Here is a 21,131-nt window from a genome sequence, read left to right as displayed (position 1 = left end):
TCGTTTACTCCACGATGGCTGCGGCGTCGGCTTCAGCCTCGGCCTCGCTCGCACCACCACGGCCAAGCAGGTCAGCAACCTTCTTGCCGCGACGCTGGGCAACTGACTTCGGCGAAGTCTGGTGAGTCAGAGCGTCAAACGTAGCACGGATCATGTTGTAAGGGTTCGAAGTCCCGACCGACTTGGTCACAACGTCGGCAACTCCCAGGCTCTCGAAAACGGCGCGCATCGGGCCGCCCGCGATGATCCCGGTACCGGCCGGAGCCGAACGGACATTGACCTTGCCAGCGCCATAACGGCCTTTGCCGTCATGATGCAGTGTGCGGCCTTCCTTGAGCGGAACGCGAACCATCTTCTTCTTCGCGGACGCAGTAGCCTTGGTGATGGCCTCCGGCACTTCTCGAGCCTTGCCATGTCCGAAACCGACGCGTCCGGCGCCATCACCGACCACGACAAGCGCGGCGAAACCGAAACGCTTACCACCCTTCACCGTCTTGGAGACGCGATTGATGTGAACCAGCTTTTCGATCAGCTCGTCACCCTCGTCTTCCTGGTTACGACCGCGACGGTCATCACGCCGACCACGGCCACGGCCGCCGTCACGTTCACCACCACGGCCACGGCCACGGCCACGGCCTTCACGCGGCGCGGATGCCGGTGCCGCCTCGGGCGCAGCTGATTCAACCACCGGGGTTTCCGGGGTGCTGTTTTCGGTGTTGTTCTCGTCAGCCATCATCAGAACTCCAGCCCGCCTTCGCGTGCAGCGTCGGCCAGCGCCTTGACGCGGCCATGGAACAGGAAACCGCCGCGGTCGAACACCACGGTGGTCACGCCCGCCTGCTTGGCGGCCGCTGCGATATCAGCGCCAACCTTCGCGGCAGCGTCGACATTGCCGCCCTTGCCGCCCAGCGTCGAGGCAGCTGCAAGCGTACGTCCGGCAGTATCATCGATGATCTGCGCGTAGATGTGCTTGCCCGAGCGATGGACGGACAGACGGGGACGCCCGCCTGCACGACTGCGGAGCGCGCTGCGCACGCGGCGGCGGCGGCGTTCGAAAAGAGAAAGCTTGGCCATCTTACTTCTTCTTCCCTTCCTTGCGGAAGATATACTCGCCGCGATACTTGATACCCTTGCCCTTATAAGGCTCAGGCTTACGCCAGCGGCGGATTTCGGCAGCGAACTGCCCAACCTGCTGCTTGTCGATGCCGCTGATCTCGACCGTGGTCTGATCCGGCGTCTTTACGTCAAGCCCCTGCGGCACATCGAGATCGACGTCGTGGCTGAAGCCGAGCTGCAACTTGAGCTTCGCGCCCTGGGCCGATGCACGATAACCGACACCGGTGATTTCCAGGGTCTTCGAAAAGCCCTCGCTCACACCTTCGACCAGGTTCGACACCAAGGTACGCTGCATGCCCCAGAAGGAACGTGCCCGCTTGGTATCGTTCGCAGGAAGAACGGAAATCTCGCCTTCCTTTACCTCGTAATTGATGTCTTCGGTCAGCCCCATCGACAGGGTGCCTTTCGGCCCCTTGACGGTCAGAGTGCCTTCAGCGATTTCCGCAGTGACGCCCTTAGGGATCGCCACCGGCTTCTTCCCAATGCGGCTCATCAGAACACCTCCGCCAGCACTTCGCCGCCGACGTTCTGAGCGCGCGCTTCGGCATCCGAAAGCACGCCGCGGGGCGTCGAGACGATGGTAATGCCAAGGCCGTTGCGGACAGTCGGCAGTTCACGGCTGCCCGAATAGATCCGCCGACCCGGCTTTGACACGCGAGCGACATGCTTGATTGCAGGCTCGCCCTCGAAATACTTCAGTTCAATCCGAAGCTGCTTGTGCTTCCCGGTTTCGTCTTCACTGTAGCCACGAATGTAGCCTTCACGCTGAAGAACTTCCAGAACGCGGGCGCGCAGGTTGGACGCCGGCGAAAAGACGGAATCCTTCTTTGCCTGCTGGCCATTACGAATACGGGTGAGCATATCACCCAGGGGATCGGTCATTGCCATGTGATGATCCTTACCAGCTCGACTTTGTCACGCCCGGGATCAGGCCCTTGTTGGCCAGGTCCCGCAGTTCGATCCTGCACAGGCCGAACTTGCGATAATAGCCGCGCGGCCGCCCAGTCGTTGCGCAGCGATTGCGCACACGGGTCGGGTTTGCGTTACGCGGAATTTCCGCCATCTTGAGACGCGCCATCAGCCGCTCACTCTCGTCGGCCGACTTGTCGTCCGCAATCGCTTTCAGCTTCGCGTATTTCGCCGCATACTTCTTCACAAGCTGCTTGCGACGTTCGTTCTTATTGATGGAACTCAGTTTCGCCATGGACTTAAGCTCTCTTTCGCTATCGGTTCAGGGCGCGGCTCACGCCGCTTCCTTCTGATCGGCTTCCGCCGGGAACGGGAAACCGAACAGGCGCAACAATTCGCGCGCTTCTTCGTCGGTTTCCGCGGTGGTGGTGATGATGATGTCCATCCCCCGGACTTTCTCGATCCGATCGTAGCTGATCTCGGGGAAGATGATCTGTTCTTTCACACCCATCGCATAGTTGCCACGCCCATCGAAGCTCTTCGGGTTCAACCCACGAAAATCTCGAATACGCGGCATCGCGACAGTCACAAGACGATCGAGAAATTCATACATGCGTTCACGGCGCAGAGTAACCTTGCAACCGATCGGCATGCCTTCACGCAGCTTGAACTGCGCGATCGACTTCTTCGCCTTGGTGATTACGGGTTTCTGACCAGCAATCAGCTCCATTTCCTCAGCCGCAGTCTGGACCTTCTTCTTGTCCTGACTGGCTTCGCCCACACCCATATTGAGTGTGATCTTCTCAAGCTTCGGCACCTGCATCGGATTTACGTAACCGAACTTTTCGGTCATCGCCTTCGCGATTTCAGAGTCGTACTTGGCCCGGAGGCGCGGGGTATAGTTCTCAGCCATCGATGGTCTCCCCGGACTTCACGGCAACGCGAACCTTCTTGCCGTCCTTCGTTTCGAAACGGACGCGAGTCGGCTTGCCATCCTTCGGATCAGCCAAAGCAACCTTGGAAATCGCCAATGGCGCTTCCCGGCGATCGATACCGCCCTGAGGGTTAGCCTGGCTCGGCTTGCGGTGACGGGCAGCAATGTTAATGCCCTGAACGACGACTTTTTCGTCCTTGGGCATCACTTGCATGACAGTGCCGGTACGGCCCTTGTCCTTACCCGAACGAATGACGACAGTGTCGCCACGCTTGATCTTCGCGCCAGCCATCACAGCACCTCCGGAGCAAGCGAGATGATCTTCATGAAGCCGCGGCCACGCAGCTCACGCACCACCGGGCCAAAGATACGAGTGCCGATCGGCTCTTCGTTCTTGTTCACGAGCACCGCCGCGTTCGTATCGAAACGAATGACGCTGCCATCAGGACGGCGAACGTCCTTCTTGGTACGCACGATCACCGCGCGGTGGACGTCACCCTTCTTCACACGCGCACGCGGCTGCGCCTCCTTGACGGAGACGACGATCACGTCGCCGACGCCCGCGGTACGGCGCTTCGACCCGCCCAGCACCTTAATGCACTGGACGCGCTTCGCGCCGCTGTTGTCCGCGACGTCGAGATTGGATTGCATCTGGATCATCGATCCGGTTCCTTCTCACTCGGCTTGCCGGAACCAGTCCGGCAGTTCCAAAAAACGTCAGTTGCTGCCAGCGGCCTCTACATCGAGGTTCGCTTCGACTGCCTGGCCCTTGCCAGCATGGACACGCTCGATCACCTGCCATGTCTTGGTCTTCGAAATCGGGCGGGTTTCTTCAATCCGCACGCGTTCGCCGGCCTTGTAGGCATTGTCTTCGTCGTGAGCATGATACTTCTTCGAGCGGCGGATGATCTTCCCGTAAAGCGGGTGCTTCACCTTACGCTCGACAAGCACTGTCACAGTCTTGTCGGTCTTGTCGGAAACCACGGTCCCGATCAGGATACGCTTCGGCATCGTGTGCTCCTTAAGCCTTCTCAGCGCGGGCGCGTTCGCCCAGCAGCGTCTTGATACGTGCGATTTCGCGACGCACTTCCTTGATCCGCGCAGGACGCTCGATCTGGTTGGTAGCCGCCTGGAAACGCAGGTTGAACTGCTCACGCTTCAAATCGACCAGATCAGCAGAAAGCTGGTCTTCAGTCTTGGCGCGGAGATCTTCAGTCTTGGCCATCATTCACCTCCCAGATGCGAGGTGTCACCCAGGCGGGCAACGACCTTGGTCTTGATCGGCAGCTTCATGGCAGCACGTTCGAACGCCACAGCAGCCAGCGGTCCGGGGACGCCATCCAATTCGAACAGGATCCGGCCCGGCTTAACGCGAGCGGCCCAGTATTCGATCGAACCCTTGCCCTTACCCTGACGGACTTCAGCAGGCTTCTTCGACACCGGAACGTCCGGGAACACGCGAATCCAAAGACGACCCTGACGCTTGATATGACGCGTGATCGCACGACGAGCCGCTTCGATCTGGCGTGCGGTAATCCGCTCCGGCTCCAGCGCCTTAAGGCCATAAGAGCCAAAATTCAGCGCCGTGCCACCCTTGGCATTACCATGGATGCGCCCTTTGAACGCCTTGCGGAACTTGGTTTTTTTCGGTTGCAGCATTGCTTTTACTCAGCTCTCTCAAACCTCAGCGCGCGGGACGCACGCCGGAGGTCTGGGCCTCCATCATCAACCGGTCCTGCGCCATCGGATCGTGGCCGAGGATCTCACCCTTGAAGATCCAGACCTTGATGCCGATGATACCATATGCGGTAAGCGCTTCGGCTTCGGCGTAATCCACATTCGCACGCAGAGTGTGGAGCGGCACGCGACCTTCACGATACCATTCGACGCGGGCGATTTCCGCCCCGCCCAAACGGCCACCGCAGGTGATCTTGATCCCTTCCGCGCCAAGCCGCAGAGCGGATTGCACGGCGCGCTTCATCGCGCGACGGAACGCAACACGCCGGATCAACTGATCGGCAACGCCCTGAGCGACGAGCTTGGCATCGATTTCCGGCTTGCGGATTTCGACGATGTTCAGCTTCACTTCGCTGTCAGTCATTTTCGACAGCTTCTGGCGCAGCTTTTCAATGTCGGCGCCCTTCTTGCCGATGATCACGCCAGGGCGCGCGGCATAGATGGATACGCGGCACAGTTTCGCCGGGCGTTCGATGACGACCTTCGAAATGGCAGCCTGCGGAACGTTCTCGACAATGTACTTGCGGATTTCGAGATCTTCCTTGAGCAGCTTCCCGTAATCACGACCTTCCGCATACCAGCGGCTGTCCCAAGTACGGTTGATCTGCAGGCGCAGGCCGATCGGATTGCTCTTCTGACCCATGGCTCAGGCCTCCTCGACTTCGCGAACCACGATACGCAGCCGGCTGAACGGCTTGAGGATGCGCGTGGATTTGCCACGGCCCCGCGTGTGGAAACGCTTCATGGTGACCGATTTGCCGACGCTGGCTTCAGCGACAACGAGAGAATCGACATCCAGATTGTGATTATTTTCCGCATTCGCGATCGCGGAAGCGAGGACCTTGTGCGCGTCACGGGCCATGGCCCGTTTCGAGAAGGTGAGGATATTCAATGCTTCCTCAGCCTTCTTGCCACGAATGAGGCCTGCCACGAGATTCAGCTTCTGCGCGGAACCACGGATCGTGGTGCCAACAGCCAGTGCCTCGTTATCACCGACGCGACGGGGGGCTTTCTGCTTGCTCATCAGCGCTTACCCTTCTTGTCGGCGGCGTGGCCGGGGAAACTACGCGTCGGTGCGAATTCCCCAAGCTTGTGACCGACCATGTCTTCGTTGACCGCAACCGGCACGAACTTGTGGCCATTGTAGACGCTGAACGTCAGGCCGACGAACTGCGGAAGGATGGTGGACCGACGCGACCAGGTCTTGATCGGAGCACGGCCACCCGTATCCTGGGCGTCTTCTGCTTTTTTCAGCAGGTGCAGGTCGACAAACGGACCTTTCCAGACGGAACGAGCCATTATCGCTTACCTCTTCTTCTTCGCGTGACGCGAACGGATAATCATCTTGTCCGTCTGCTTGTTGTTGCGGGTACGGGCGCCCTTGGTCGGCTTACCCCACGGAGTGACCGGGTGACGGCCACCCGAGGTACGGCCTTCACCACCACCATGCGGGTGGTCGACCGGGTTCTTCGCAACACCACGAGTCAGCGGCTTGCGGCCCATCCAACGACGACGGCCAGCCTTGGCAAGCGTCTGGTTGGAGTTGTCGGGGTTCGAAACCGCCCCAACCGTTCCCATGCAATCGCCACGCAGGTAACGCTGCTCACCCGAGTTCAGGCGAACGATCACCAAGCCACGGTCACGACCAACGATTTGGATGTAAGCACCGGCGGAACGGGCAATCTGCCCACCCTTGCCAGGCTTCATTTCGACGTTGTGACAAATCGTGCCGACCGGCATTTGCGACAGGAGCATCGCATTGCCCGGCTTCACGTCAACGCGCTCGCCAGCAATGACCTGGTCACCCACAGCGAGCCGCTGCGGTGCGAGAATATAGGCGAATTCGCCATCCTCGTACTTGATCAGTGCGATGAACGCGGTGCGGTTGGGATCATATTCGATCCGCTCCACACTGGCAGGAACGTCCCACTTCCGACGCTTGAAGTCGATGAAGCGGTATTTCTGCTTGTGGCCGCCGCCCATGCCACGCGAAGTCACATGGCCTTTGTTGTTACGGCCGCCAGTCTTGCGCTTCCCTTCGGTCAGCGATTTGACAGGCTTGCCCTTCCACAGGCCGGACTTGTCGACAAGGACCAGTCCGCGGCGCGCGGGGCTCGTCGGTTTATAGTTCTTCAGTGCCATGATCCGCGCCTCAGATACCGCTGGTGACGTCGATCGACTGGCCTTCAGCCAGCGTCACAATCGCCTTCTTCATGTCCGAACGCTTGTAGGGCTTGCCCTTCCAGCGCTTCGTCTTGCCCTTCTGGACAATCGTATTCACGCCTTTCACCTTGACGTCGAACAGCGCCTCTACCGCTTCTTTGATCTGCGGCTTGGTCGCGCTCTCAGCCACTTTGAAGACGACTGCATTGTTCTCGGACAGCAGCGTCGACTTCTCGGTGATGTGCGGCGAAAGGATCACGTCGTAGTGACGTACATCCACTTCCTGTTTCTTAGCCATTGAACCGCGCCTCCAGTTTTTCGACCGCCGCGCGGGTCAGCACCAGCGTGTCATGCTTCAGGATGTCGTAGACATTCGCACCGACAGCCGGAAGAACATTGATGTTGGGCAGGTTACCGGCGGCGCGGGCGAAACCTTCGTTTACGGCTTCACCATCGATGACCAGAACCTTCTTGCCCCAGCCTGCCTTAGCGAACTGCCCAGCAAGAGCCTTCGTCTTTGCGTCCTTCAGCTCAAGACTGTCGACTACGACCAAACCATCCTTGGCTTTGCTCGACAGGGCCATCTTGAGGCCCAGAGCACGCAGCTTCTTGTTCAGCGACTGACCGAAATCACGAGCACGGGCACCATGAGCCTTACCGCCGCCGATAAAGATCGGAGCCTTGCGATCACCGTGACGAGCCGTGCCGCCGCCCTTCTGGCGACCCCACTTCTTGCCCGTACGCGCAACATCGGAACGCTCACGCGTCGGACGAGCAGGACCACGGCGGTTTTCAAGCTGCCACGTGACAATACGGTGAAGAATGTCAGTGCGTGGCTCTACGCCAAACACCGCGTCATTCAATTCGATGTCGCCGGAGGCTTTGCCGCCATCCAGGGTCTGTACCTTGACCTTCACGACTTAGCCCTCCTGGCCTTCAGTTGCTTCCGGAGCGGCAGCCACTTCGGCCGGCGTGTCGGCAGCACTCTGTTCGTTGCTGTTGGCAGCACTCTTCAGCGCAGCCGGATAAGGAGCTTCAGCATGCCGAGCGACCTTCACGGCATCCCGAACGAGCAGCCATGCATTCTTCGACCCGGGGACAGAGCCCTTGACGAAGATCAGGCCACGCTCGTCATCGGTGCGAACGATCTCGAGGTTCTGCTGCGTACGCTGACGATCACCCATGTGACCGGCCATCTTCTTGTTCTTGAAGACCTTGCCGGGATCCTGACGGTTACCGGTCGAACCATGCGAACGGTGCGAGAGCGACACACCGTGCGTCGCACGCAAACCTCCGAAGCCCCAACGCTTCATGGCACCAGCAAAGCCCTTGCCCTGCGTGTGCCCGGTAATATCGACCAACTGGCCCGAAACGAAATGCGATGCAGCGATGGTCGCACCGACTTCAAGAACCGCATCGTCAGCGACCCGGAATTCGGCGACCTTGCGCTTGAGCGGAACATTGGCCTTGGCGAAATGCTCACGCTGCGGCTTCGCAACATTCTTCTGCTTGGCCTCGCCCGAACCGATCTGAAGAGCGGTATACCCGTCCTTTTCATCGGTGCGAACAGACACAACCTGGCAATCCTCCAACGCGAGGACGGTAACCGGCACGTGACGGCCATCCTCCTGGAAGAGGCGGGTCATCCCGACTTTTTTAGCGATCACGCCAGTGCGCATGATCCATACTCCTACAGAGGCCTACGCAGGACCATCCCGCGAAGGCATGTTCAGCCCAAAATGTGAAGCGAGCCCCGTCCGGGCTGAAACGTGCCGGCCGCAAGCGGCTGGCGAGACGGGGGACGCTTGCCCGGTGAAAACCGGAGGTATCCCTATGTCCTTGCAGATCAATCGATCTGCGGACCGGCCGAAACCGGAGAGAAATCGCGCCTTAAAAGAGCTTTCAAAGCGCGGAAACTTTTTTGATCAGCGGCTTAAGCCAGCTTGATCTCAACATTCACGCCAGCAGCAAGATCAAGCTTCATTAGGGCATCGACCGTCTGGGCGTTCGGCTGCACGATGTCGAGCAACCGCTTGTAAGTCCGGACCTCGAACTGCTCCCGCGACTTCTTGTCGATGTGCGGGCCGCGGTTCACGGTGAACTTCTCGATACGCGTCGGCAGAGGAATGGGACCCCGAATGAGAGCACCCGTACGACGGGCGGTTTCCGCAATTTCGCCAGTTGCCTGGTCGAGCACGCGATGATCGAACGCCTTGAGGCGAATGCGGATATTCTGAGCTTCCATGTCCACTTACCGATGCGAAAGAGCCAAAAAGGCAACCGCCAAAGCCAGATGCCTTCATAAATAAAGAAGACCGCCCCGCCTCACCGGATCTCCTGAGGAGTGCTCCGGGAAGGGGCGGCCCCCTTGAAATTCCGGCCGACCGAATCTCGAAAGACCCGGCCAGCGCGGCTGCCTATATTACTTCGTGATCTTGCTGACAACCCCCGAACCAACGGTGCGGCCACCTTCGCGGATAGCGAAACGAAGACCTTCATCCATTGCGATCGGAGCAATCAATTTCACGGCGATCGTGACGTTGTCGCCCGGCATGACCATTTCTGTACCCTCGGGGAGGATAACTTCACCGGTCACGTCAGTCGTACGGAAGTAGAACTGCGGACGATAGTTGGCGAAGAATGGCGTATGACGGCCGCCTTCGTCCTTCGACAGCACGTAGACTTCCGCATCGAATTCAGTGTGCGGCGTAACCGAACCCGGCTTCGCGAGAACCTGGCCACGCTCAACGTCTTCACGGCTGATACCACGGATCAGCGCACCGATGTTGTCACCGGCTTCACCACGATCCAGCAGCTTGCGGAACATTTCAACGCCGGTAACCGTCGTCTTCTGCGTGTCCTTGATGCCGACGATTTCAACTTCGTCGCCAACATTCACAACACCGGTTTCGACGCGGCCAGTCACAACCGTACCACGACCCGAAATCGAGAACACGTCTTCGATCGGCATCAGGAACGGCTTGTCGACCGGACGATCCGGCTGCGGGATGTATTCATCCACAGCCTTCATGAGTTCGAGGATCGAGTTCTTGCCGATTTCGTCGTCACGACCTTCGAGAGCTGCCAGAGCCGAACCCTTGATGATCGGAATATCGTCACCCGGGAAGTCATAGCTGGAAAGCAGTTCACGAACTTCCAGTTCGACCAGCTCGAGGATTTCCTCGTCGTCGACCTGATCAACCTTGTTCATGTAGACGACCAGAGCCGGCACACCCACCTGACGGGCGAGCAGGATGTGTTCGCGAGTCTGCGGCATCGGGCCGTCAGCAGCGTTCACAACCAGAATTGCGCCATCCATCTGCGCAGCGCCGGTGATCATGTTCTTCACATAGTCAGCGTGGCCCGGGCAGTCGACGTGCGCATAGTGGCGCGCGTCAGTTTCATATTCAACGTGAGCCGTCGAAATGGTGATGCCGCGTTCACGTTCTTCGGGAGCCTTATCGATGTTTGCGAAATCGACGGGAGCGCCCAGAACCTTGGTGATAGCCGCTGTCAGCGTGGTCTTGCCGTGGTCGACGTGACCGATGGTGCCGATGTTGCAGTGCGGCTTGTTCCGCTCAAATTTTTCCTTCGCCATTGTCTCTTAACCTCTATTCCTAAGAACTCAGATTTTCACGGGAGAAAGGCGGCACCCGCTGAATCAGGCGCCGCCCCTAGACGCTCACTCGCCTTTAGGCAAGCTTCTCCTTGACCTCAGCAGCGACATTTGCCGGCACTTCGTCATAATGGGAGAACTGCATCGTGTACTGGGCGCGTCCCTGAGTGAAGGAACGCAGCTCGTTCACGTAGCCGAACATGTTCGCGAGAGGCACATTGGCCTCGACGACCTGGGCGTTGCCCCGGCTGTCCGTACCCTGGATCTGGCCACGGCGCGAGTTGAGATCGCCGATAACGTCGCCAAGGTAATCCTCGGGAGTCACGACTTCCACCTTCATGATCGGTTCCAGCAGCTTGATGCCTGCCTTGCTGGCCACTTCGCGCATGGCGCCGCGACCGGCAATTTCGAACGCAATCGCCGACGAGTCGACGTCGTGGTAAGCACCATCGACAAGCTTGATGTCGAAATCGATGATCGGGAAGCCCACGAGATGACCGCTTTCGGCCTGTTCACGCATGCCCTTCTCAATCGCCGGGATGAACTCCCGAGGGATGTTGCCCCCCTTGATTTCATCGACGAAATTGACGCCCTGACCACGTTCGCCAGGTGTCACGACAACCTTGACGCGACCGAATTGACCCGAACCACCCGACTGCTTCTTGTGGGTGTAATCGACTTCAACTTCCTTGGCGAGCGATTCACGATAGGCCACCTGCGGCGCGCCGACATTGGCTTCGACCTTGAATTCTCGCTTCATGCGATCGACCAGAATGTCGAGGTGAAGTTCGCCCATGCCCTTGATGATCGTCTGACCCGATTCATGGTCAGTCGAAACGCGGAAGGACGGATCTTCTGCCGCAAGACGATTGAGCGCAACGCCCATCTTCTCCTGGTCGGCCTTGGTCTTCGGTTCTACCGACAATTCGATGACCGGGTCGGGGAATTCCATCCGTTCGAGGATGATCGGCTTCGATGCATCGCACAACGTGTCGCCGGTCGTGGTTTCCTTCAGACCTGCGATGGCAACGATATCGCCAGCGAAGGCTTCATCGATGTCTTCACGGTTGTTGGAGTGCATCAGCAGCATGCGGCCGATCTTCTCTTTCTTGTCCTTCACCGAGTTCAGAACCGAGCCCTTGGCGAGCTTGCCCGAATAGATACGTGTGAAGGTAAGCGAGCCCACGAACGGGTCGTTCATGATCTTGAACGCCAGCGCCGCGAAAGGTGCGTCGTCGGAAGACGGACGGCTGTCCTCTTCGTCGCTGTCAGGCAGCACGCCCTTGATCGCCGGAACGTCAATCGGCGACGGCATGTAATCGACCACGGCATCGAGCAACGGCTGCACGCCCTTGTTCTTGAAGGCCGAGCCGCAAACGACCGGTACGAACGCACGATCAAGCGTACCCTTGCGGATCAGCTTCTTCAGCGTTGCGGCATCGGGTTCATTGCCTTCGAGATAAGCTTCCATCACCTCGTCGTCCTGTTCGACGACGGTTTCAATCAGCCTTTCCCGATATTCGGCAGCTTTGTCGGCAAGATCAGCCGGAATATCGACATAGTCGAATTTCGCGCCGAGCGATTCATCCTGCCACACGATACCGCGATTGTTGACGAGGTCGACAACGCCCTTGAGGTCGCTTTCCGCACCAATCGGCAGATAAAGCACCAAAGGAACCGCACCGAGACGATCAATGATCGACTGAACGCAATAGTAGAAGTCGGCACCGGTGCGATCCAGCTTGTTGATAAAGCACATGCGAGGCACGCCGTACTTGTCCGCCTGACGCCAAACGGTTTCGGACTGCGGTTCGACGCCTGCGACGCCATCGAACACAGCAACCGCGCCATCGAGCACGCGCAGCGAACGTTCCACTTCAATAGTGAAGTCCACGTGGCCCGGGGTGTCGATGATGTTGACGCGATGTTCGGGGCCCTGCCCGTCCTCGGCCTGCCAGAAGGTCGTGGTCGCGGCCGAAGTGATGGTGATACCGCGTTCCTGTTCCTGCTCCATCCAGTCCATTGTCGCGGCGCCGTCATGGACTTCGCCGATCTTGTAGGACTTGCCGGTGTAGTAAAGGATCCGTTCGGTGGTTGTGGTTTTGCCGGCGTCAATGTGCGCCATGATACCGATATTGCGGTAGCGTTCGATCGGATGGCTGCGTGCCATGATGAGTTCCTTAAGGCCTTTCGGAGATTGGGCCGCTTTGGGCGGCCCGTGCCCCATATAGTAACGAATATGACCGGCAAAAGACGCACGCACGCGTGCGCCCTCCGCCGGCGTCAATTACCAGCGATAGTGGCTGAACGCACGGTTGGCGTCGGCCATGCGGTGCGTATCTTCCCGCTTCTTGACCGCGTTGCCGCGATTGTTCGCCGCATCCATCAGCTCTCCCGACAACCGGGCAGCCATGGTCGTTTCCGCACGGCCGCGTGCGGCCGAGATGAGCCAGCGGATCGCAAGAGCCTGGGCACGTTCAGGACGAACCTCGACCGGCACCTGGTAGGTCGCACCACCGACACGGCGGCTGCGAACTTCGATCTGCGGCTTCACATTGTTCAGCGCGTCATGAAACAACTGGATCGGATCGGATTTGGCCTTGGCTTCCACCGTTTCCAGCGCGCCATAGACTATGCGTTCCGCAGTGGACTTCTTACCGTCCAGCATGAGGTTGTTCATGAACTTCGACAGCACCTGATCACCAAACTTGGGATCGGGCAGGATTACCCGCTTTTCGGGACGACGACGACGTGACATCGTTAGAATTCCTTCTTTCGGAGACCTCCACCCGTGCCGCAATCCTGAAACAGCTTCAGGGTATTTTGCGATGTCCGGATCAGGCCTCAGTAAATCAACACAACCCCTGCAACTGAAAATCACGCATTTCCCGACTTATGGGGACGATGATTCAAAGCGCAGGACGTCGCCTTACTTCGGACGCTTGGCGCCGTACTTCGAACGGCTCTGCTTGCGATCCTTCACACCCTGCGTATCGAGTACGCCGCGCAGGACGTGATAGCGCACACCGGGAAGGTCGCGCACACGGCCGCCGCGGATCAGCACAACCGAGTGTTCCTGCAGGTTGTGGCCTTCACCAGGAATGTAGGAAATGACTTCACGCTGGTTGGTCAGGCGAACCTTGGCCACCTTGCGCAGAGCGGAGTTCGGCTTCTTCGGCGTCGTGGTGTAGACGCGGGTGCAGACGCCACGCTTCTGCGGGTTCTGCTCCATCGCAGGGACCTTGCTCTTGGCCTTCTGCGGAACGCGGCCCTTGCGGACCAGCTGGTTGATCGTCGGCATTGAATACCTTCACCTGGTTCATAGCAATACTGGCAAGGTGAAGGAAAAGAACGCGGGTTCCTCCCGCCGCCCGCATAGCTGATGCATATGCCCCGGCACTCTGGAACCTCACGAACCGAATCGCTCCACCCGACCTGATCGCCGGGTTACTTTGACGGCTGCCCCAAGGCGGAAGAAACTTCCGTCCAATAGAAAAAGCCTTCAGGCTCAACGCCCAAGGCCCTCAGGACATTACCGGCAATGTTCAGCTCTATTGCCTGAAGGCGAAATGTCCGCCTCCAAGTTGTGCGCGCCATTAGGGGAATGGAGGCTTTCGGTCAAGGATCGGTTAGCTTCCTTTGCCTGCCCCAACCCTTGCTTGCCCCTCTTCACATTCGGGCGGCACTTCGCGCGGCAATCCAGGCGAAAACCATAGAAGGGCCGATGGTCGCACCCGCACCTGGGTAAGTCCGCCCCATGACCGGAGCGGCACTGTTGCCCGTCACATAGAGCCCTTCGATAACGCTTCCATCCTCGTGAAGTACGCGCGCGTGTTCGTCAGCCATCAGCCCACCCTTGGTGCTGAGATCACCCGGCCAGAAACGCACCGCGTAAAATGGTGCCTTGTCGATTGCCCCGAAGGACGGGTTCGGCTTGTGGGTCGGATCGCCGTAATATTGATCGTAAACGCTTTCCCCCCGGTTAAAATCCTCATCCACACCGTTTGCCGCCATCGTGTTGACCCGCTCGACAGTGCTCATGAGCCCGGCAGGATCGATCCGGCACTTCCCAGCCAGTTCTTCCAAAGTCCGCCCCCGCACGAAAAAACCGCTCTTGACCAGCGGCTTCGTCAAGCGAGGAGGAATGTGTCCGAAGAAATAGCGGTTACGATTGCGGCTGTCGAAAACGAGCCAACTGGGAACTGCCGGAACTTCCTTATCCCGCTCCAGCATTGCGCGGCCGGCATCGACGTAGGACGCCGCCTCGTTGGTGTAGCGCCTTCCCGACTGGTCGACGATTATCGCACCCGGCAGGGTCCGTTCCCAAATGCCCACGTTGATCCTGCCATTGGGCATGATCGAAACCGGATACCAGGTGGCCGCATCCATTAGTGCCAGTTCAGCACCAATGGCAGCGCCGATCTTGTGCGCATCGCCAGTATCGTCCGGGCTGGCCGGACTCCATTCGCCCGTCACGCCCTGATACGGTTCGCGAAACGCGGCATCCTTTGCAAATCCGCCAGCCGCCAGCAGCACCCCTCGCGGCGCAGGGATTTCCTCCCTTGCGTCGTCACGCCCGACGATAGCGCCAGTCACCCGGCCTTCCGCATCCTGCACCAGCGAACGCAAGGGCGTTTCGAGCCGGACCGGGATCTCCAGTTTCTGAACTATGGCCATCAGTTGGCCCACCAACGTCTCGCCCATCGACAGGGGAACTTGCCCTCTCAATCGAAAAGCCAGCGTCCGGCCAACGACACCCAGTACACCGCCCAATGACTTGAGCGAGCGAAAGGACGTTGGAATCTGCGGGGCGACGTCAGTGTTGACTGCAATCGCAGGCAAACCGGCACGGCGCATTGTCTTTAGCCACGAACCAAGCCGCTTCGCATCGAAGTTCGTCGCTTCCAGCGTGCGGCCGATGTGAGCCCCGGGCTGATCCTGATAGTAATCGGGATAGCGCGGCGCACGACACCACTCGAAACCCTGTTCTTCCAGACCAACTACCATTTCCGGCCCTACCCTGAGGTATGCCTGGCGCCGTTCGGGGCTGCTCGCAGGCCCGACGTCCCCTATCACGGCGTCGAAATAGGCCAGCCCCTGTTCTTCCGAATCCGCAATGCCTTCACGCTGCATCAACGGGTTGTTGGGAATCCAAACTCCGCCGCCGGAAAGCGCACTGGTGCCGCCCCATACGGCCGACTTTTCAATTATAATCGGGTTGAGGCCGTTGAGCTTTGCAGCGATCGCTCCGGCCAGCCCACCCGCACCTGAGCCGACGACAACAAAATCGATAGACATGGAGCTGTCCCGTCCCTCTCCCCAGAAAACGAACGCACTTGTACGGTTTGGTCCTCGCAGGTTCAAGAACAACCGGGAACCCAGCGTACTTTCGCATGTTTTGTTCAAGGATGCTGCTCTGGAGGAGAGGATGTTCACTCAGAGCCATCCCCGAAGGACACGCCGGAAAGGGTTGAGCCATCCCCTTCATTATATCGGCAAAGTCCGGAGAAGGCGGCCTGCCCTCGGCCGCCTTCTTTCGTAATGCTCCGAGCGGAATCGCCCCGCTATTTGCGGTCATCGCCCGGGGAATTGGGCATTCTTGCATCATGAGGCACCGCCCGTTTCGCTGCCTGGAGGCGATGGAAACGAGGATCCTCCGGTTGATCCCCACGCCGGAAATGCTGCTGTTCGTCACGGCGATAATGCGCATCGCGGCCATCAACGCGGAAATAGAAGGAACCGTCCTCGCTCCAGTAGCCATCATAGATCGGGCCGTAATAGTCGTCGTACCAGCCTTCGTAAGGATGGTGGCGTTCACCCGCCAAACCGTGTCCAGGTCCACCAGCCACACATCCGGCAAGGGATGAACCGACGAGGACAAGAGCAAGTAACGCCAGCGGTTGTTTCATCATTGATCTCCATCGTTGCGCAAACCCGACATGCGACGGGATCCAACCACTCTCACCATGCGCCAGCTGCGTGGGAAGGTACAATGACAAAAACCAATTGGCATCGCCGCGGTCAGGAAAGACTTAAGAAAATAAGGTTAGACACAGTTTCGGAGATATTTCCCACGATGGGAGGGCAAATGACGGTATTGTACATCCGCGCGCACAAACGGTTCGCCGTTCGCCGGATGGTGAGCCTATCCCGATCCGACTGCAATGCCATCAGCGGGCTGTTGATCGAACTGTCCTTGCAGGGCTGCCGGATCAGCAATCTCGGGCAGTCCGTGGAATTCGAGACCGGTCAACTCGTCACCTTGGAAATCGACGGATTCGATCCAATAACGGGCGCTGTGCGCTGGGCTCATGACGGTTTGGCAGGCTTGCGCTTCGATCAATCGTTGCACCCGAATACATTGGAAAATTTGATCCGCCATTGCCGGACAGATCCCCTTTCCACTCAGACACAACGAACAGCTCGCGCTTAAGAGCGGTGGCCCGCCCTTTGTTTCAGTCCGGGCGTGATCACCGTATTTGCGGCGACTCGCGGGCAGGTGATACAAATACACCATCAATGGCCGAAACTTTGCCAGAACGGCGTGGCCATCATGAAATGAGGCGGGAATACCGGCAATCCGGCCCGCAACCGGCAGCCGGCCCCCTCCTCGATTGAGAGGACGGACATGCAGACGCAACCGCTTACACCAACGGACGTTCCGCTATGCCTCAAACACGCGCGTGAGGAGGTGCTCATGGCGCTTGGTGCCACGACAGCCCGGGAAGAGGGCCGGCACCGGCGAAGAGCGGATCGCTACATGACCCAGGCAATGCGTGTGATTCAACAGGATCCAGGCAAGGCTTACGACTGGTCCGGTTTCTGACCCGGATCCCGCATTCAGCCGAGCAGACCTGATCCGGGAACCCGCATCGGGATAGAGTGCCAAACAGCCAGGCTCCGTGCGCGAACATTGTGGACGGAGCCTGGCTGTTTCATTGGACGTCAGGTGGAATTACCTGGCAATTTCCGGGTATCGTCCTTGCCCATCGGCTTTGCCGCTGCGGCAGGTTTCGGTGTGGTCGAAGGTTTCACACTGTCGCAATCGCCGCTGCTGGCCCGCGTTACCTGCGGTTGCTTGGATGAACCATCAGAACGCCATTCCACTGTCTGCGTGCAGCCGTTCTTGCCATTGGTCGACGAATAAAAGCTGTAATGCATGGTCGTTCCGGCAGGCAAAGTCCCTGTCGTCACGAACCCAACCGGCGCAGTTCCATTGGCCGCAGCTTTGCCCCGGGCCTTGCTTGCCTGCGAATCCATCTGCGCCACCATTTGCATCATCGCGCGGTGTCGCTGCTCCATTTGCGCCATGATCTGGTCCATTCGGGCGAACGGCGCAAAAAAAGCCTCATCGTCGAGGCTGCTGAAGGCCACTGGCAAGGCAAAGGCCGGTACACCTGCCTTCGCCGGCACGAATTCCACCTTGGGCGCCACATCACCAGTGTAGTGAATGCGCGCCACCCCGCCATCGGGCAAGTCGACTTTCATCACGTGAACATGCTCGGACGCGGCCACCGCTGCACCTGCCGCCGCAACTGTGAGCACACCCGCGATAAGGGCTGTACGAAGCTTTCGCATCGATCATCCTCCTCATTTGCCAGAAACCCGAAGTCTATCCATCCAGGCTTAACGCTGGATGAGCAGCTCCTCCTCCGAGGCAACACAGACTGAAGTCAATTTTTGCGGCGAACGCCTCGTAAGGCCTGAAACGCTTATCCCGCGGTCAAACGCTCAACCAGAGCCTTGACCTTCTTTTGTCTCCATTGCGGCATCGGCGCGACCAGCCAATAAGCGCGTCGGCAGGGCTCCGGTTCTCCCAATGGCTCCACGCGCCCCTCCGCAATCCACTTTTCGGCCAGCAGCGCAGGCACGTCGGCCACTCCAAGCCCTGCCGCTGCGGCAGCCAGGGCCTGTCCGGCATCGGGAACACTCAGTGCGACATCTTCCTCCGCCCCCTCACCCTGCCCCTGCCAGTGGATCAGCGGCAAATCCTTCTCACCAGATCGACCGACCGCCCCAACCCGCAATTTCTCCGCCTTGCCGAGTACGATACCCTCAAGCTCACCCGGACCTTCCGCCAAACGCACCGCAAGATCGAGATTCGCCTCGGTAAAGTCGCTCGTCTCTCCATCCACCAACGCATAGTGAACATCGGGATTGTCAGCACGAAAGGCAGCAAGACGTTCACCCAGCCAGGCGCCAAAGAAATCACGCGGAACAGCGATCGTGTAATGATGACTGGCTTGGCCCGCCTGCATCGCCCGGACCGATTCCTCGAAGTGCAGGAAACCCTCGCGCAAGGCATCGAGCCCGGCCATGGCTTCATCCGTGAGTTCGAGCCCCTTGCTGGTGCGGCGAAAGAGAACAACGCCCAGAACGTCTTCAAGTGCGCGAATTTGTTGGCCGACTGCCGCCGGCGTCACCGCCAGTTCGTCTGCCGCGCGTGTAAACGACAAATGCCGGGCCGCGGCGTCGAATACGCGCAGGGCGTTGAGAGGCAGGTGCGTGCGCTTCATGGATTTCTGCGTCTAATCGCGCAGGGCCCGCCCCGCAAGGTCACGTGGGACAACCGATATATCCGGTCAATCCGCAGTGGCAGGGGCAGCAAGCGGGAAATACGGAATGGCGACTCGAAGGGCGCCCCCATTCTCCTTGCGGAAAGTGTAATGCCCTTCCATCGACCCGTGCGGCGTGGTGAGCGGACACCCCGAAACATAGTCGTGCGAGCCACCTGGCGGCAAGATCGGCTGTTCACCGACGACACCTTCGCCATCGACATGATTGACCATGCCCCGGCCATCGGTAATTCGCCAATGCCGGGTGAGCAACTGGATCGTATCGCTGGAATGGTTCTCGATCCGAATATGATAAACCCAGAACCATTTGCCCGCCGAGACATGTGACTGTTCTGGCAAAAAGTTGACCGCTACTCGGACGGTAACGCCCTCGGTGATCGCTGCGTGCTGGAATAGCTGTTCCATAGCAAGCCTCAGACTAGCTCGATTCATCCGTTGTGCAAGAGCCGGAAGTGCGAAATCCACACGCCCCTGAAACAGGCTTACGGGATTCGAACATCCACTGGCCCTATAGACCAGCCTTGCGCAACGCCTGGTCCAGATCCTCGATCACGTCCTGCGGATCTTCCAGCCCGACACTGATCCTCAGCATACCGTCGCTCACCCCCATGGCGGCGCGTACGTCCGGCGCCAGGCTCGAATGGGTGGTCGTGGCCGGATGAGTCATCAGGGTTTTGGAATCACCGATATTGTTCGAGATATCGATCAGTTCCAGAGCATCGAGAATCCCGTGCGCCGCCGCGCGGCCACCGTCGATCTCAAACGCAAAGATCGAACCGGGGCGTATCATCTGCTTCTGAACGAGATCATATTGCGGATGGCTTTCCAAACCCGGATGCAGGATACGCGGCACGCGTTTCTCAAGGAAACGCCCAACCTCCAAAGCGTTGTCCGCCTGCCGCTCGGCACGCAGTTCAAGCGTTTCCAACCCCTTGAGCACCACCCAGGCGTTGAATGGCGACAGGGTCGGCCCCGTATTCCGCTGAAATGGCAGCAACACGGAATTGATGAATTCCGCCGAACCGCACACTGCCCCGGCAAGAACCCGGCCCTGCCCGTCCATCAGCTTCGTGACCGAATAGGCGACAACATCGGCGCCAAATTCCAGCGGGCGCTGCATTGCGCTGGTAGCGAAAGCATTATCCACCACGCTCCGGATGCCATGCTCGCGCGCGAGCCCGCATACTGCCTCGATATCGACGATATCCATGGTCGGATTGGCAGGCGTTTCGAAGAAGAACATCTTCGTATTGGGCCGGATTGCCGCCTTCCACGCATCGAGATCGCGGCCATCGACCGGCGTCGTCTCGATCCCGAAACGCGGCAGAAGATTATCCGTCACCCAGCGGGTTGGCCCGAAAGCAGCCTGTGCAATCACCATATGATCGCCGGCAGACAACTGGCAAAGCATGGCCGCCGTCATCGCCGCCATGCCTGAGGCCTGGACGCGGCAAGCCTCCGCCCCTTCCATCATCGCAATGCGTTCTTCCAGCATCTGAACCGTGGGGTTTTGCGTGCGGGAATACGTCATTCCCGGTTCTTCGCCGGCAAAGCGCGCGGCAGGGGTCGCCGCATCATCGTAGCAATAGCCGGACGTGAGGAACAACGCTTCGCTCGTTTCGCCCTGCTCCGACCGCCAGGTGCCGGCACGGACCGCACGTGTAGCGGGCCGCCACTTGGACGTGATCGAACGGTTCTGGCCAGTGTCTCTCTTCATGGCCGCGCATTTAGGCCTGCGCGCCCGGTGGAGCAAGTTCGTTCAATCCAAAACGAAACTGCCCCGGTTTGCACCGGGGCAGATCTGCATTCGCATTTTAAGTGGCTGACTCAGGCCATGGCAGCCCGGCCCTTCGGCCCGGCCAGATACCAGACGATGAAACCAACCACCGGGAATACGATGATGCCTATTGTCCACAATAGCTTGGACATTCCGGAAGACCCGCTGCCCAGCACACTGACGATAGCCCAGATATCAAGAACCAGGACAACAATTCCGAGGATAAATTCCATGATCGCGCTCCTTTTTCAGGACGGCCCGCTCGTTGCGAGCACCTGTCCGACCAACGGGCGATCGGGAAAG

General features: G+C 59.1%; 32 protein-coding genes. 2 read left to right on the top strand and 30 right to left on the bottom strand.

All coding sequences use genetic code 11. The features are described from left to right. Positions 1-4: 4 nt before the first annotated feature. The 25 genes from rpsE to MB02_RS15300 form a co-directional block, all read right to left on the bottom strand. A complete protein-coding gene (gene rpsE / locus MB02_RS15420) occupies positions 5-733 on the bottom strand; it encodes a 30S ribosomal protein S5 (RefSeq protein ID WP_082826253.1) in 729 nt (242 codons plus the stop codon). 2 nt (positions 734-735) lie between these two features. Further along, positions 736-1,074 carry a 50S ribosomal protein L18 gene (rplR, locus tag MB02_RS15415; RefSeq protein WP_067539689.1) on the bottom strand — a complete coding sequence of 113 codons (339 nt, stop codon included), beginning with the start codon at positions 1,072-1,074 and terminating at the stop codon, positions 736-738. A gap of 1 nt (position 1,075) precedes the next feature. Next, on the bottom strand, positions 1,076-1,609 hold the full coding sequence (gene rplF, locus MB02_RS15410; RefSeq protein WP_067539688.1) for a 50S ribosomal protein L6: 534 nt from the start codon (positions 1,607-1,609) through the stop codon (positions 1,076-1,078). Next, positions 1,609-2,004, bottom strand: coding sequence for a 30S ribosomal protein S8 (rpsH, locus tag MB02_RS15405; RefSeq protein ID WP_067539687.1), 396 nt, complete (start codon positions 2,002-2,004; stop codon positions 1,609-1,611). The genes rplF and rpsH overlap by 1 nt, the downstream gene beginning before the upstream one ends. Before the next feature lie 10 nt (positions 2,005-2,014). Beyond that, positions 2,015-2,320, bottom strand: a complete 306-nt coding sequence (rpsN, locus tag MB02_RS15400) for a 30S ribosomal protein S14 (protein WP_067539684.1) — start codon at positions 2,318-2,320, stop codon at positions 2,015-2,017. Positions 2,321-2,359: 39 nt separating this feature from the next. Then, positions 2,360-2,938 carry a 50S ribosomal protein L5 gene (rplE, locus tag MB02_RS15395; RefSeq protein ID WP_067539681.1) on the bottom strand — a complete coding sequence of 193 codons (579 nt, stop codon included), beginning with the start codon at positions 2,936-2,938 and terminating at the stop codon, positions 2,360-2,362. Next, positions 2,931-3,251: a 50S ribosomal protein L24 gene (gene rplX / locus MB02_RS15390; RefSeq protein ID WP_067539678.1), complete on the bottom strand. Its 321-nt coding sequence runs from the start codon at positions 3,249-3,251 to the stop codon at positions 2,931-2,933. Before rplX ends, rplE begins: the two co-directional genes overlap by 8 nt. Then, on the bottom strand, positions 3,251-3,619 hold the full coding sequence (gene rplN / locus MB02_RS15385; RefSeq protein WP_067539675.1) for a 50S ribosomal protein L14: 369 nt from the start codon (positions 3,617-3,619) through the stop codon (positions 3,251-3,253). The genes rplX and rplN overlap by 1 nt, the downstream gene beginning before the upstream one ends. Positions 3,620-3,676: 57 nt before the next feature. Continuing rightward, positions 3,677-3,970 carry a 30S ribosomal protein S17 gene (rpsQ, locus tag MB02_RS15380; RefSeq protein WP_067539672.1) on the bottom strand — a complete coding sequence of 98 codons (294 nt, stop codon included), beginning with the start codon at positions 3,968-3,970 and terminating at the stop codon, positions 3,677-3,679. Positions 3,971-3,980: 10 nt separating this feature from the next. Next, complete coding sequence (gene rpmC / locus MB02_RS15375) at positions 3,981-4,187, bottom strand: 50S ribosomal protein L29 (protein ID WP_067539669.1); 207 nt, start codon at positions 4,185-4,187, stop codon at positions 3,981-3,983. Then, on the bottom strand, positions 4,184-4,618 hold the full coding sequence (gene rplP / locus MB02_RS15370) for a 50S ribosomal protein L16 (RefSeq protein ID WP_067539666.1): 435 nt from the start codon (positions 4,616-4,618) through the stop codon (positions 4,184-4,186). The genes rpmC and rplP overlap by 4 nt, the downstream gene beginning before the upstream one ends. A gap of 25 nt (positions 4,619-4,643) precedes the next feature. After that, positions 4,644-5,339, bottom strand: a complete 696-nt coding sequence (rpsC, locus tag MB02_RS15365; RefSeq protein ID WP_067539663.1) for a 30S ribosomal protein S3 — start codon at positions 5,337-5,339, stop codon at positions 4,644-4,646. Positions 5,340-5,342: 3 nt separating this feature from the next. Next, entirely contained in the window at positions 5,343-5,720 is a 378-nt protein-coding gene (gene rplV, locus MB02_RS15360; RefSeq protein WP_067539657.1) for a 50S ribosomal protein L22, read from the bottom strand. Continuing rightward, complete coding sequence (rpsS, locus tag MB02_RS15355) at positions 5,720-5,995, bottom strand: 30S ribosomal protein S19 (RefSeq protein WP_067539651.1); 276 nt, start codon at positions 5,993-5,995, stop codon at positions 5,720-5,722. Before rpsS ends, rplV begins: the two co-directional genes overlap by 1 nt. A 6-nt stretch (positions 5,996-6,001) precedes the next feature. Next, positions 6,002-6,838 carry a 50S ribosomal protein L2 gene (gene rplB, locus MB02_RS15350; RefSeq protein ID WP_067539648.1) on the bottom strand — a complete coding sequence of 279 codons (837 nt, stop codon included), beginning with the start codon at positions 6,836-6,838 and terminating at the stop codon, positions 6,002-6,004. A 10-nt stretch (positions 6,839-6,848) separates the two neighbouring features. Next, complete coding sequence (locus MB02_RS15345; protein WP_067539645.1) at positions 6,849-7,157, bottom strand: 50S ribosomal protein L23; 309 nt, start codon at positions 7,155-7,157, stop codon at positions 6,849-6,851. Continuing rightward, entirely contained in the window at positions 7,150-7,776 is a 627-nt protein-coding gene (gene rplD, locus MB02_RS15340; protein WP_067539642.1) for a 50S ribosomal protein L4, read from the bottom strand. The genes MB02_RS15345 and rplD overlap by 8 nt, the downstream gene beginning before the upstream one ends. A gap of 3 nt (positions 7,777-7,779) precedes the next feature. Then, entirely contained in the window at positions 7,780-8,538 is a 759-nt protein-coding gene (gene rplC, locus MB02_RS15335) for a 50S ribosomal protein L3 (RefSeq protein ID WP_067539640.1), read from the bottom strand. 254 nt (positions 8,539-8,792) lie between these two features. Further along, positions 8,793-9,104: a 30S ribosomal protein S10 gene (gene rpsJ, locus MB02_RS15330; RefSeq protein ID WP_040715017.1), complete on the bottom strand. Its 312-nt coding sequence runs from the start codon at positions 9,102-9,104 to the stop codon at positions 8,793-8,795. A 177-nt stretch (positions 9,105-9,281) separates the two neighbouring features. Beyond that, positions 9,282-10,457 (bottom strand): elongation factor Tu, encoded by a 1,176-nt coding sequence (gene tuf, locus MB02_RS15325; protein ID WP_067539638.1) that lies wholly within the window; start codon positions 10,455-10,457, stop codon positions 9,282-9,284. A gap of 94 nt (positions 10,458-10,551) precedes the next feature. Then, positions 10,552-12,645 carry an elongation factor G gene (fusA, locus tag MB02_RS15320; RefSeq protein WP_067539851.1) on the bottom strand — a complete coding sequence of 698 codons (2,094 nt, stop codon included), beginning with the start codon at positions 12,643-12,645 and terminating at the stop codon, positions 10,552-10,554. A 117-nt stretch (positions 12,646-12,762) separates the two neighbouring features. Further along, positions 12,763-13,233 (bottom strand): 30S ribosomal protein S7, encoded by a 471-nt coding sequence (gene rpsG, locus MB02_RS15315; protein ID WP_067539635.1) that lies wholly within the window; start codon positions 13,231-13,233, stop codon positions 12,763-12,765. A 171-nt stretch (positions 13,234-13,404) separates the two neighbouring features. Then, complete coding sequence (rpsL, locus tag MB02_RS15310) at positions 13,405-13,776, bottom strand: 30S ribosomal protein S12 (protein ID WP_006831873.1); 372 nt, start codon at positions 13,774-13,776, stop codon at positions 13,405-13,407. 368 nt (positions 13,777-14,144) lie between these two features. Continuing rightward, positions 14,145-15,773 carry an FAD-binding protein gene (locus MB02_RS15305; RefSeq protein WP_067539632.1) on the bottom strand — a complete coding sequence of 543 codons (1,629 nt, stop codon included), beginning with the start codon at positions 15,771-15,773 and terminating at the stop codon, positions 14,145-14,147. A gap of 266 nt (positions 15,774-16,039) precedes the next feature. Then, positions 16,040-16,387 (bottom strand): hypothetical protein, encoded by a 348-nt coding sequence (locus MB02_RS15300; protein WP_170304756.1) that lies wholly within the window; start codon positions 16,385-16,387, stop codon positions 16,040-16,042. A gap of 80 nt (positions 16,388-16,467) precedes the next feature. Between MB02_RS15300 and MB02_RS17525 the strand changes: the two genes are divergently transcribed. Both MB02_RS17525 and MB02_RS18090 read left to right on the top strand, forming a co-directional pair. Continuing rightward, complete coding sequence (locus MB02_RS17525; protein WP_170304755.1) at positions 16,468-16,908, top strand: PilZ domain-containing protein; 441 nt, start codon at positions 16,468-16,470, stop codon at positions 16,906-16,908. Positions 16,909-17,172: 264 nt separating this feature from the next. Then, on the top strand, positions 17,173-17,301 hold the full coding sequence (locus MB02_RS18090) for a hypothetical protein (protein ID WP_268872979.1): 129 nt from the start codon (positions 17,173-17,175) through the stop codon (positions 17,299-17,301). Positions 17,302-17,420: 119 nt separating this feature from the next. On the opposite strand, the gene MB02_RS15290 is transcribed toward MB02_RS18090, so the two are convergent. The 5 genes from MB02_RS15290 to MB02_RS15270 form a co-directional block, all read right to left on the bottom strand. Further along, positions 17,421-18,053, bottom strand: coding sequence for a hypothetical protein (locus MB02_RS15290; protein ID WP_067539623.1), 633 nt, complete (start codon positions 18,051-18,053; stop codon positions 17,421-17,423). Between the two features lie 134 nt (positions 18,054-18,187). Continuing rightward, entirely contained in the window at positions 18,188-18,991 is an 804-nt protein-coding gene (locus MB02_RS15285; RefSeq protein ID WP_067539621.1) for a LysR family transcriptional regulator, read from the bottom strand. Positions 18,992-19,057: 66 nt separating this feature from the next. Then, positions 19,058-19,456, bottom strand: coding sequence for a Co2+/Mg2+ efflux protein ApaG (apaG, locus tag MB02_RS15280; protein ID WP_067539616.1), 399 nt, complete (start codon positions 19,454-19,456; stop codon positions 19,058-19,060). Positions 19,457-19,559: 103 nt separating this feature from the next. Beyond that, the gene (locus MB02_RS15275) at positions 19,560-20,768 is read right to left on the bottom strand and encodes a trans-sulfuration enzyme family protein (RefSeq protein WP_067539615.1); all 1,209 of its coding nucleotides are present in this window, start codon (positions 20,766-20,768) and stop codon (positions 19,560-19,562) included. A 110-nt stretch (positions 20,769-20,878) separates the two neighbouring features. Next, entirely contained in the window at positions 20,879-21,061 is a 183-nt protein-coding gene (locus MB02_RS15270; RefSeq protein ID WP_067539613.1) for a PLD nuclease N-terminal domain-containing protein, read from the bottom strand. Positions 21,062-21,131: the final 70 nt, after the last annotated feature.

This window comes from Croceicoccus estronivorus, assembly GCF_001625325.1.
GTDB lineage: Bacteria > Pseudomonadota > Alphaproteobacteria > Sphingomonadales > Sphingomonadaceae > Caenibius > Caenibius estronivorus.
This window is presented reverse-complemented; position numbering and strand designations above follow the sequence as displayed.

Coding starts and splice junctions, on each gene's coding strand:
- rpsE (WP_082826253.1), bottom strand. CDS start 733: ATGGCTGACGAGAACAACACCGAAAACAGCACCCCGGAAACCCCGGTG.
- rplR (WP_067539689.1), bottom strand. CDS start 1,074: ATGGCCAAGCTTTCTCTTTTCGAACGCCGCCGCCGCCGCGTGCGCAGC.
- rplF (WP_067539688.1), bottom strand. CDS start 1,609: ATGAGCCGCATTGGGAAGAAGCCGGTGGCGATCCCTAAGGGCGTCACT.
- rpsH (WP_067539687.1), bottom strand. CDS start 2,004: ATGGCAATGACCGATCCCCTGGGTGATATGCTCACCCGTATTCGTAAT.
- rpsN (WP_067539684.1), bottom strand. CDS start 2,320: ATGGCGAAACTGAGTTCCATCAATAAGAACGAACGTCGCAAGCAGCTT.
- rplE (WP_067539681.1), bottom strand. CDS start 2,938: ATGGCTGAGAACTATACCCCGCGCCTCCGGGCCAAGTACGACTCTGAA.
- rplX (WP_067539678.1), bottom strand. CDS start 3,251: ATGGCTGGCGCGAAGATCAAGCGTGGCGACACTGTCGTCATTCGTTCG.
- rplN (WP_067539675.1), bottom strand. CDS start 3,619: ATGATCCAGATGCAATCCAATCTCGACGTCGCGGACAACAGCGGCGCG.
- rpsQ (WP_067539672.1), bottom strand. CDS start 3,970: ATGCCGAAGCGTATCCTGATCGGGACCGTGGTTTCCGACAAGACCGAC.
- rpmC (WP_067539669.1), bottom strand. CDS start 4,187: ATGATGGCCAAGACTGAAGATCTCCGCGCCAAGACTGAAGACCAGCTT.
- rplP (WP_067539666.1), bottom strand. CDS start 4,618: ATGCTGCAACCGAAAAAAACCAAGTTCCGCAAGGCGTTCAAAGGGCGC.
- rpsC (WP_067539663.1), bottom strand. CDS start 5,339: ATGGGTCAGAAGAGCAATCCGATCGGCCTGCGCCTGCAGATCAACCGT.
- rplV (WP_067539657.1), bottom strand. CDS start 5,720: ATGAGCAAGCAGAAAGCCCCCCGTCGCGTCGGTGATAACGAGGCACTG.
- rpsS (WP_067539651.1), bottom strand. CDS start 5,995: ATGGCTCGTTCCGTCTGGAAAGGTCCGTTTGTCGACCTGCACCTGCTG.
- rplB (WP_067539648.1), bottom strand. CDS start 6,838: ATGGCACTGAAGAACTATAAACCGACGAGCCCCGCGCGCCGCGGACTG.
- MB02_RS15345 (WP_067539645.1), bottom strand. CDS start 7,157: ATGGCTAAGAAACAGGAAGTGGATGTACGTCACTACGACGTGATCCTT.
- rplC (WP_067539640.1), bottom strand. CDS start 8,538: ATGCGCACTGGCGTGATCGCTAAAAAAGTCGGGATGACCCGCCTCTTC.
- rpsJ (WP_040715017.1), bottom strand. CDS start 9,104: ATGGAAGCTCAGAATATCCGCATTCGCCTCAAGGCGTTCGATCATCGC.
- tuf (WP_067539638.1), bottom strand. CDS start 10,457: ATGGCGAAGGAAAAATTTGAGCGGAACAAGCCGCACTGCAACATCGGC.
- fusA (WP_067539851.1), bottom strand. CDS start 12,645: ATGGCACGCAGCCATCCGATCGAACGCTACCGCAATATCGGTATCATG.
- rpsG (WP_067539635.1), bottom strand. CDS start 13,233: ATGTCACGTCGTCGTCGTCCCGAAAAGCGGGTAATCCTGCCCGATCCC.
- rpsL (WP_006831873.1), bottom strand. CDS start 13,776: ATGCCGACGATCAACCAGCTGGTCCGCAAGGGCCGCGTTCCGCAGAAG.
- MB02_RS15305 (WP_067539632.1), bottom strand. CDS start 15,773: ATGTCTATCGATTTTGTTGTCGTCGGCTCAGGTGCGGGTGGGCTGGCC.
- MB02_RS15300 (WP_170304756.1), bottom strand. CDS start 16,387: ATGATGAAACAACCGCTGGCGTTACTTGCTCTTGTCCTCGTCGGTTCA.
- MB02_RS17525 (WP_170304755.1), top strand. CDS start 16,468: ATGACAAAAACCAATTGGCATCGCCGCGGTCAGGAAAGACTTAAGAAA.
- MB02_RS18090 (WP_268872979.1), top strand. CDS start 17,173: ATGGCGCTTGGTGCCACGACAGCCCGGGAAGAGGGCCGGCACCGGCGA.
- MB02_RS15290 (WP_067539623.1), bottom strand. CDS start 18,053: ATGCGAAAGCTTCGTACAGCCCTTATCGCGGGTGTGCTCACAGTTGCG.
- MB02_RS15285 (WP_067539621.1), bottom strand. CDS start 18,991: ATGAAGCGCACGCACCTGCCTCTCAACGCCCTGCGCGTATTCGACGCC.
- apaG (WP_067539616.1), bottom strand. CDS start 19,456: ATGGAACAGCTATTCCAGCACGCAGCGATCACCGAGGGCGTTACCGTC.
- MB02_RS15275 (WP_067539615.1), bottom strand. CDS start 20,768: ATGAAGAGAGACACTGGCCAGAACCGTTCGATCACGTCCAAGTGGCGG.
- MB02_RS15270 (WP_067539613.1), bottom strand. CDS start 21,061: ATGGAATTTATCCTCGGAATTGTTGTCCTGGTTCTTGATATCTGGGCT.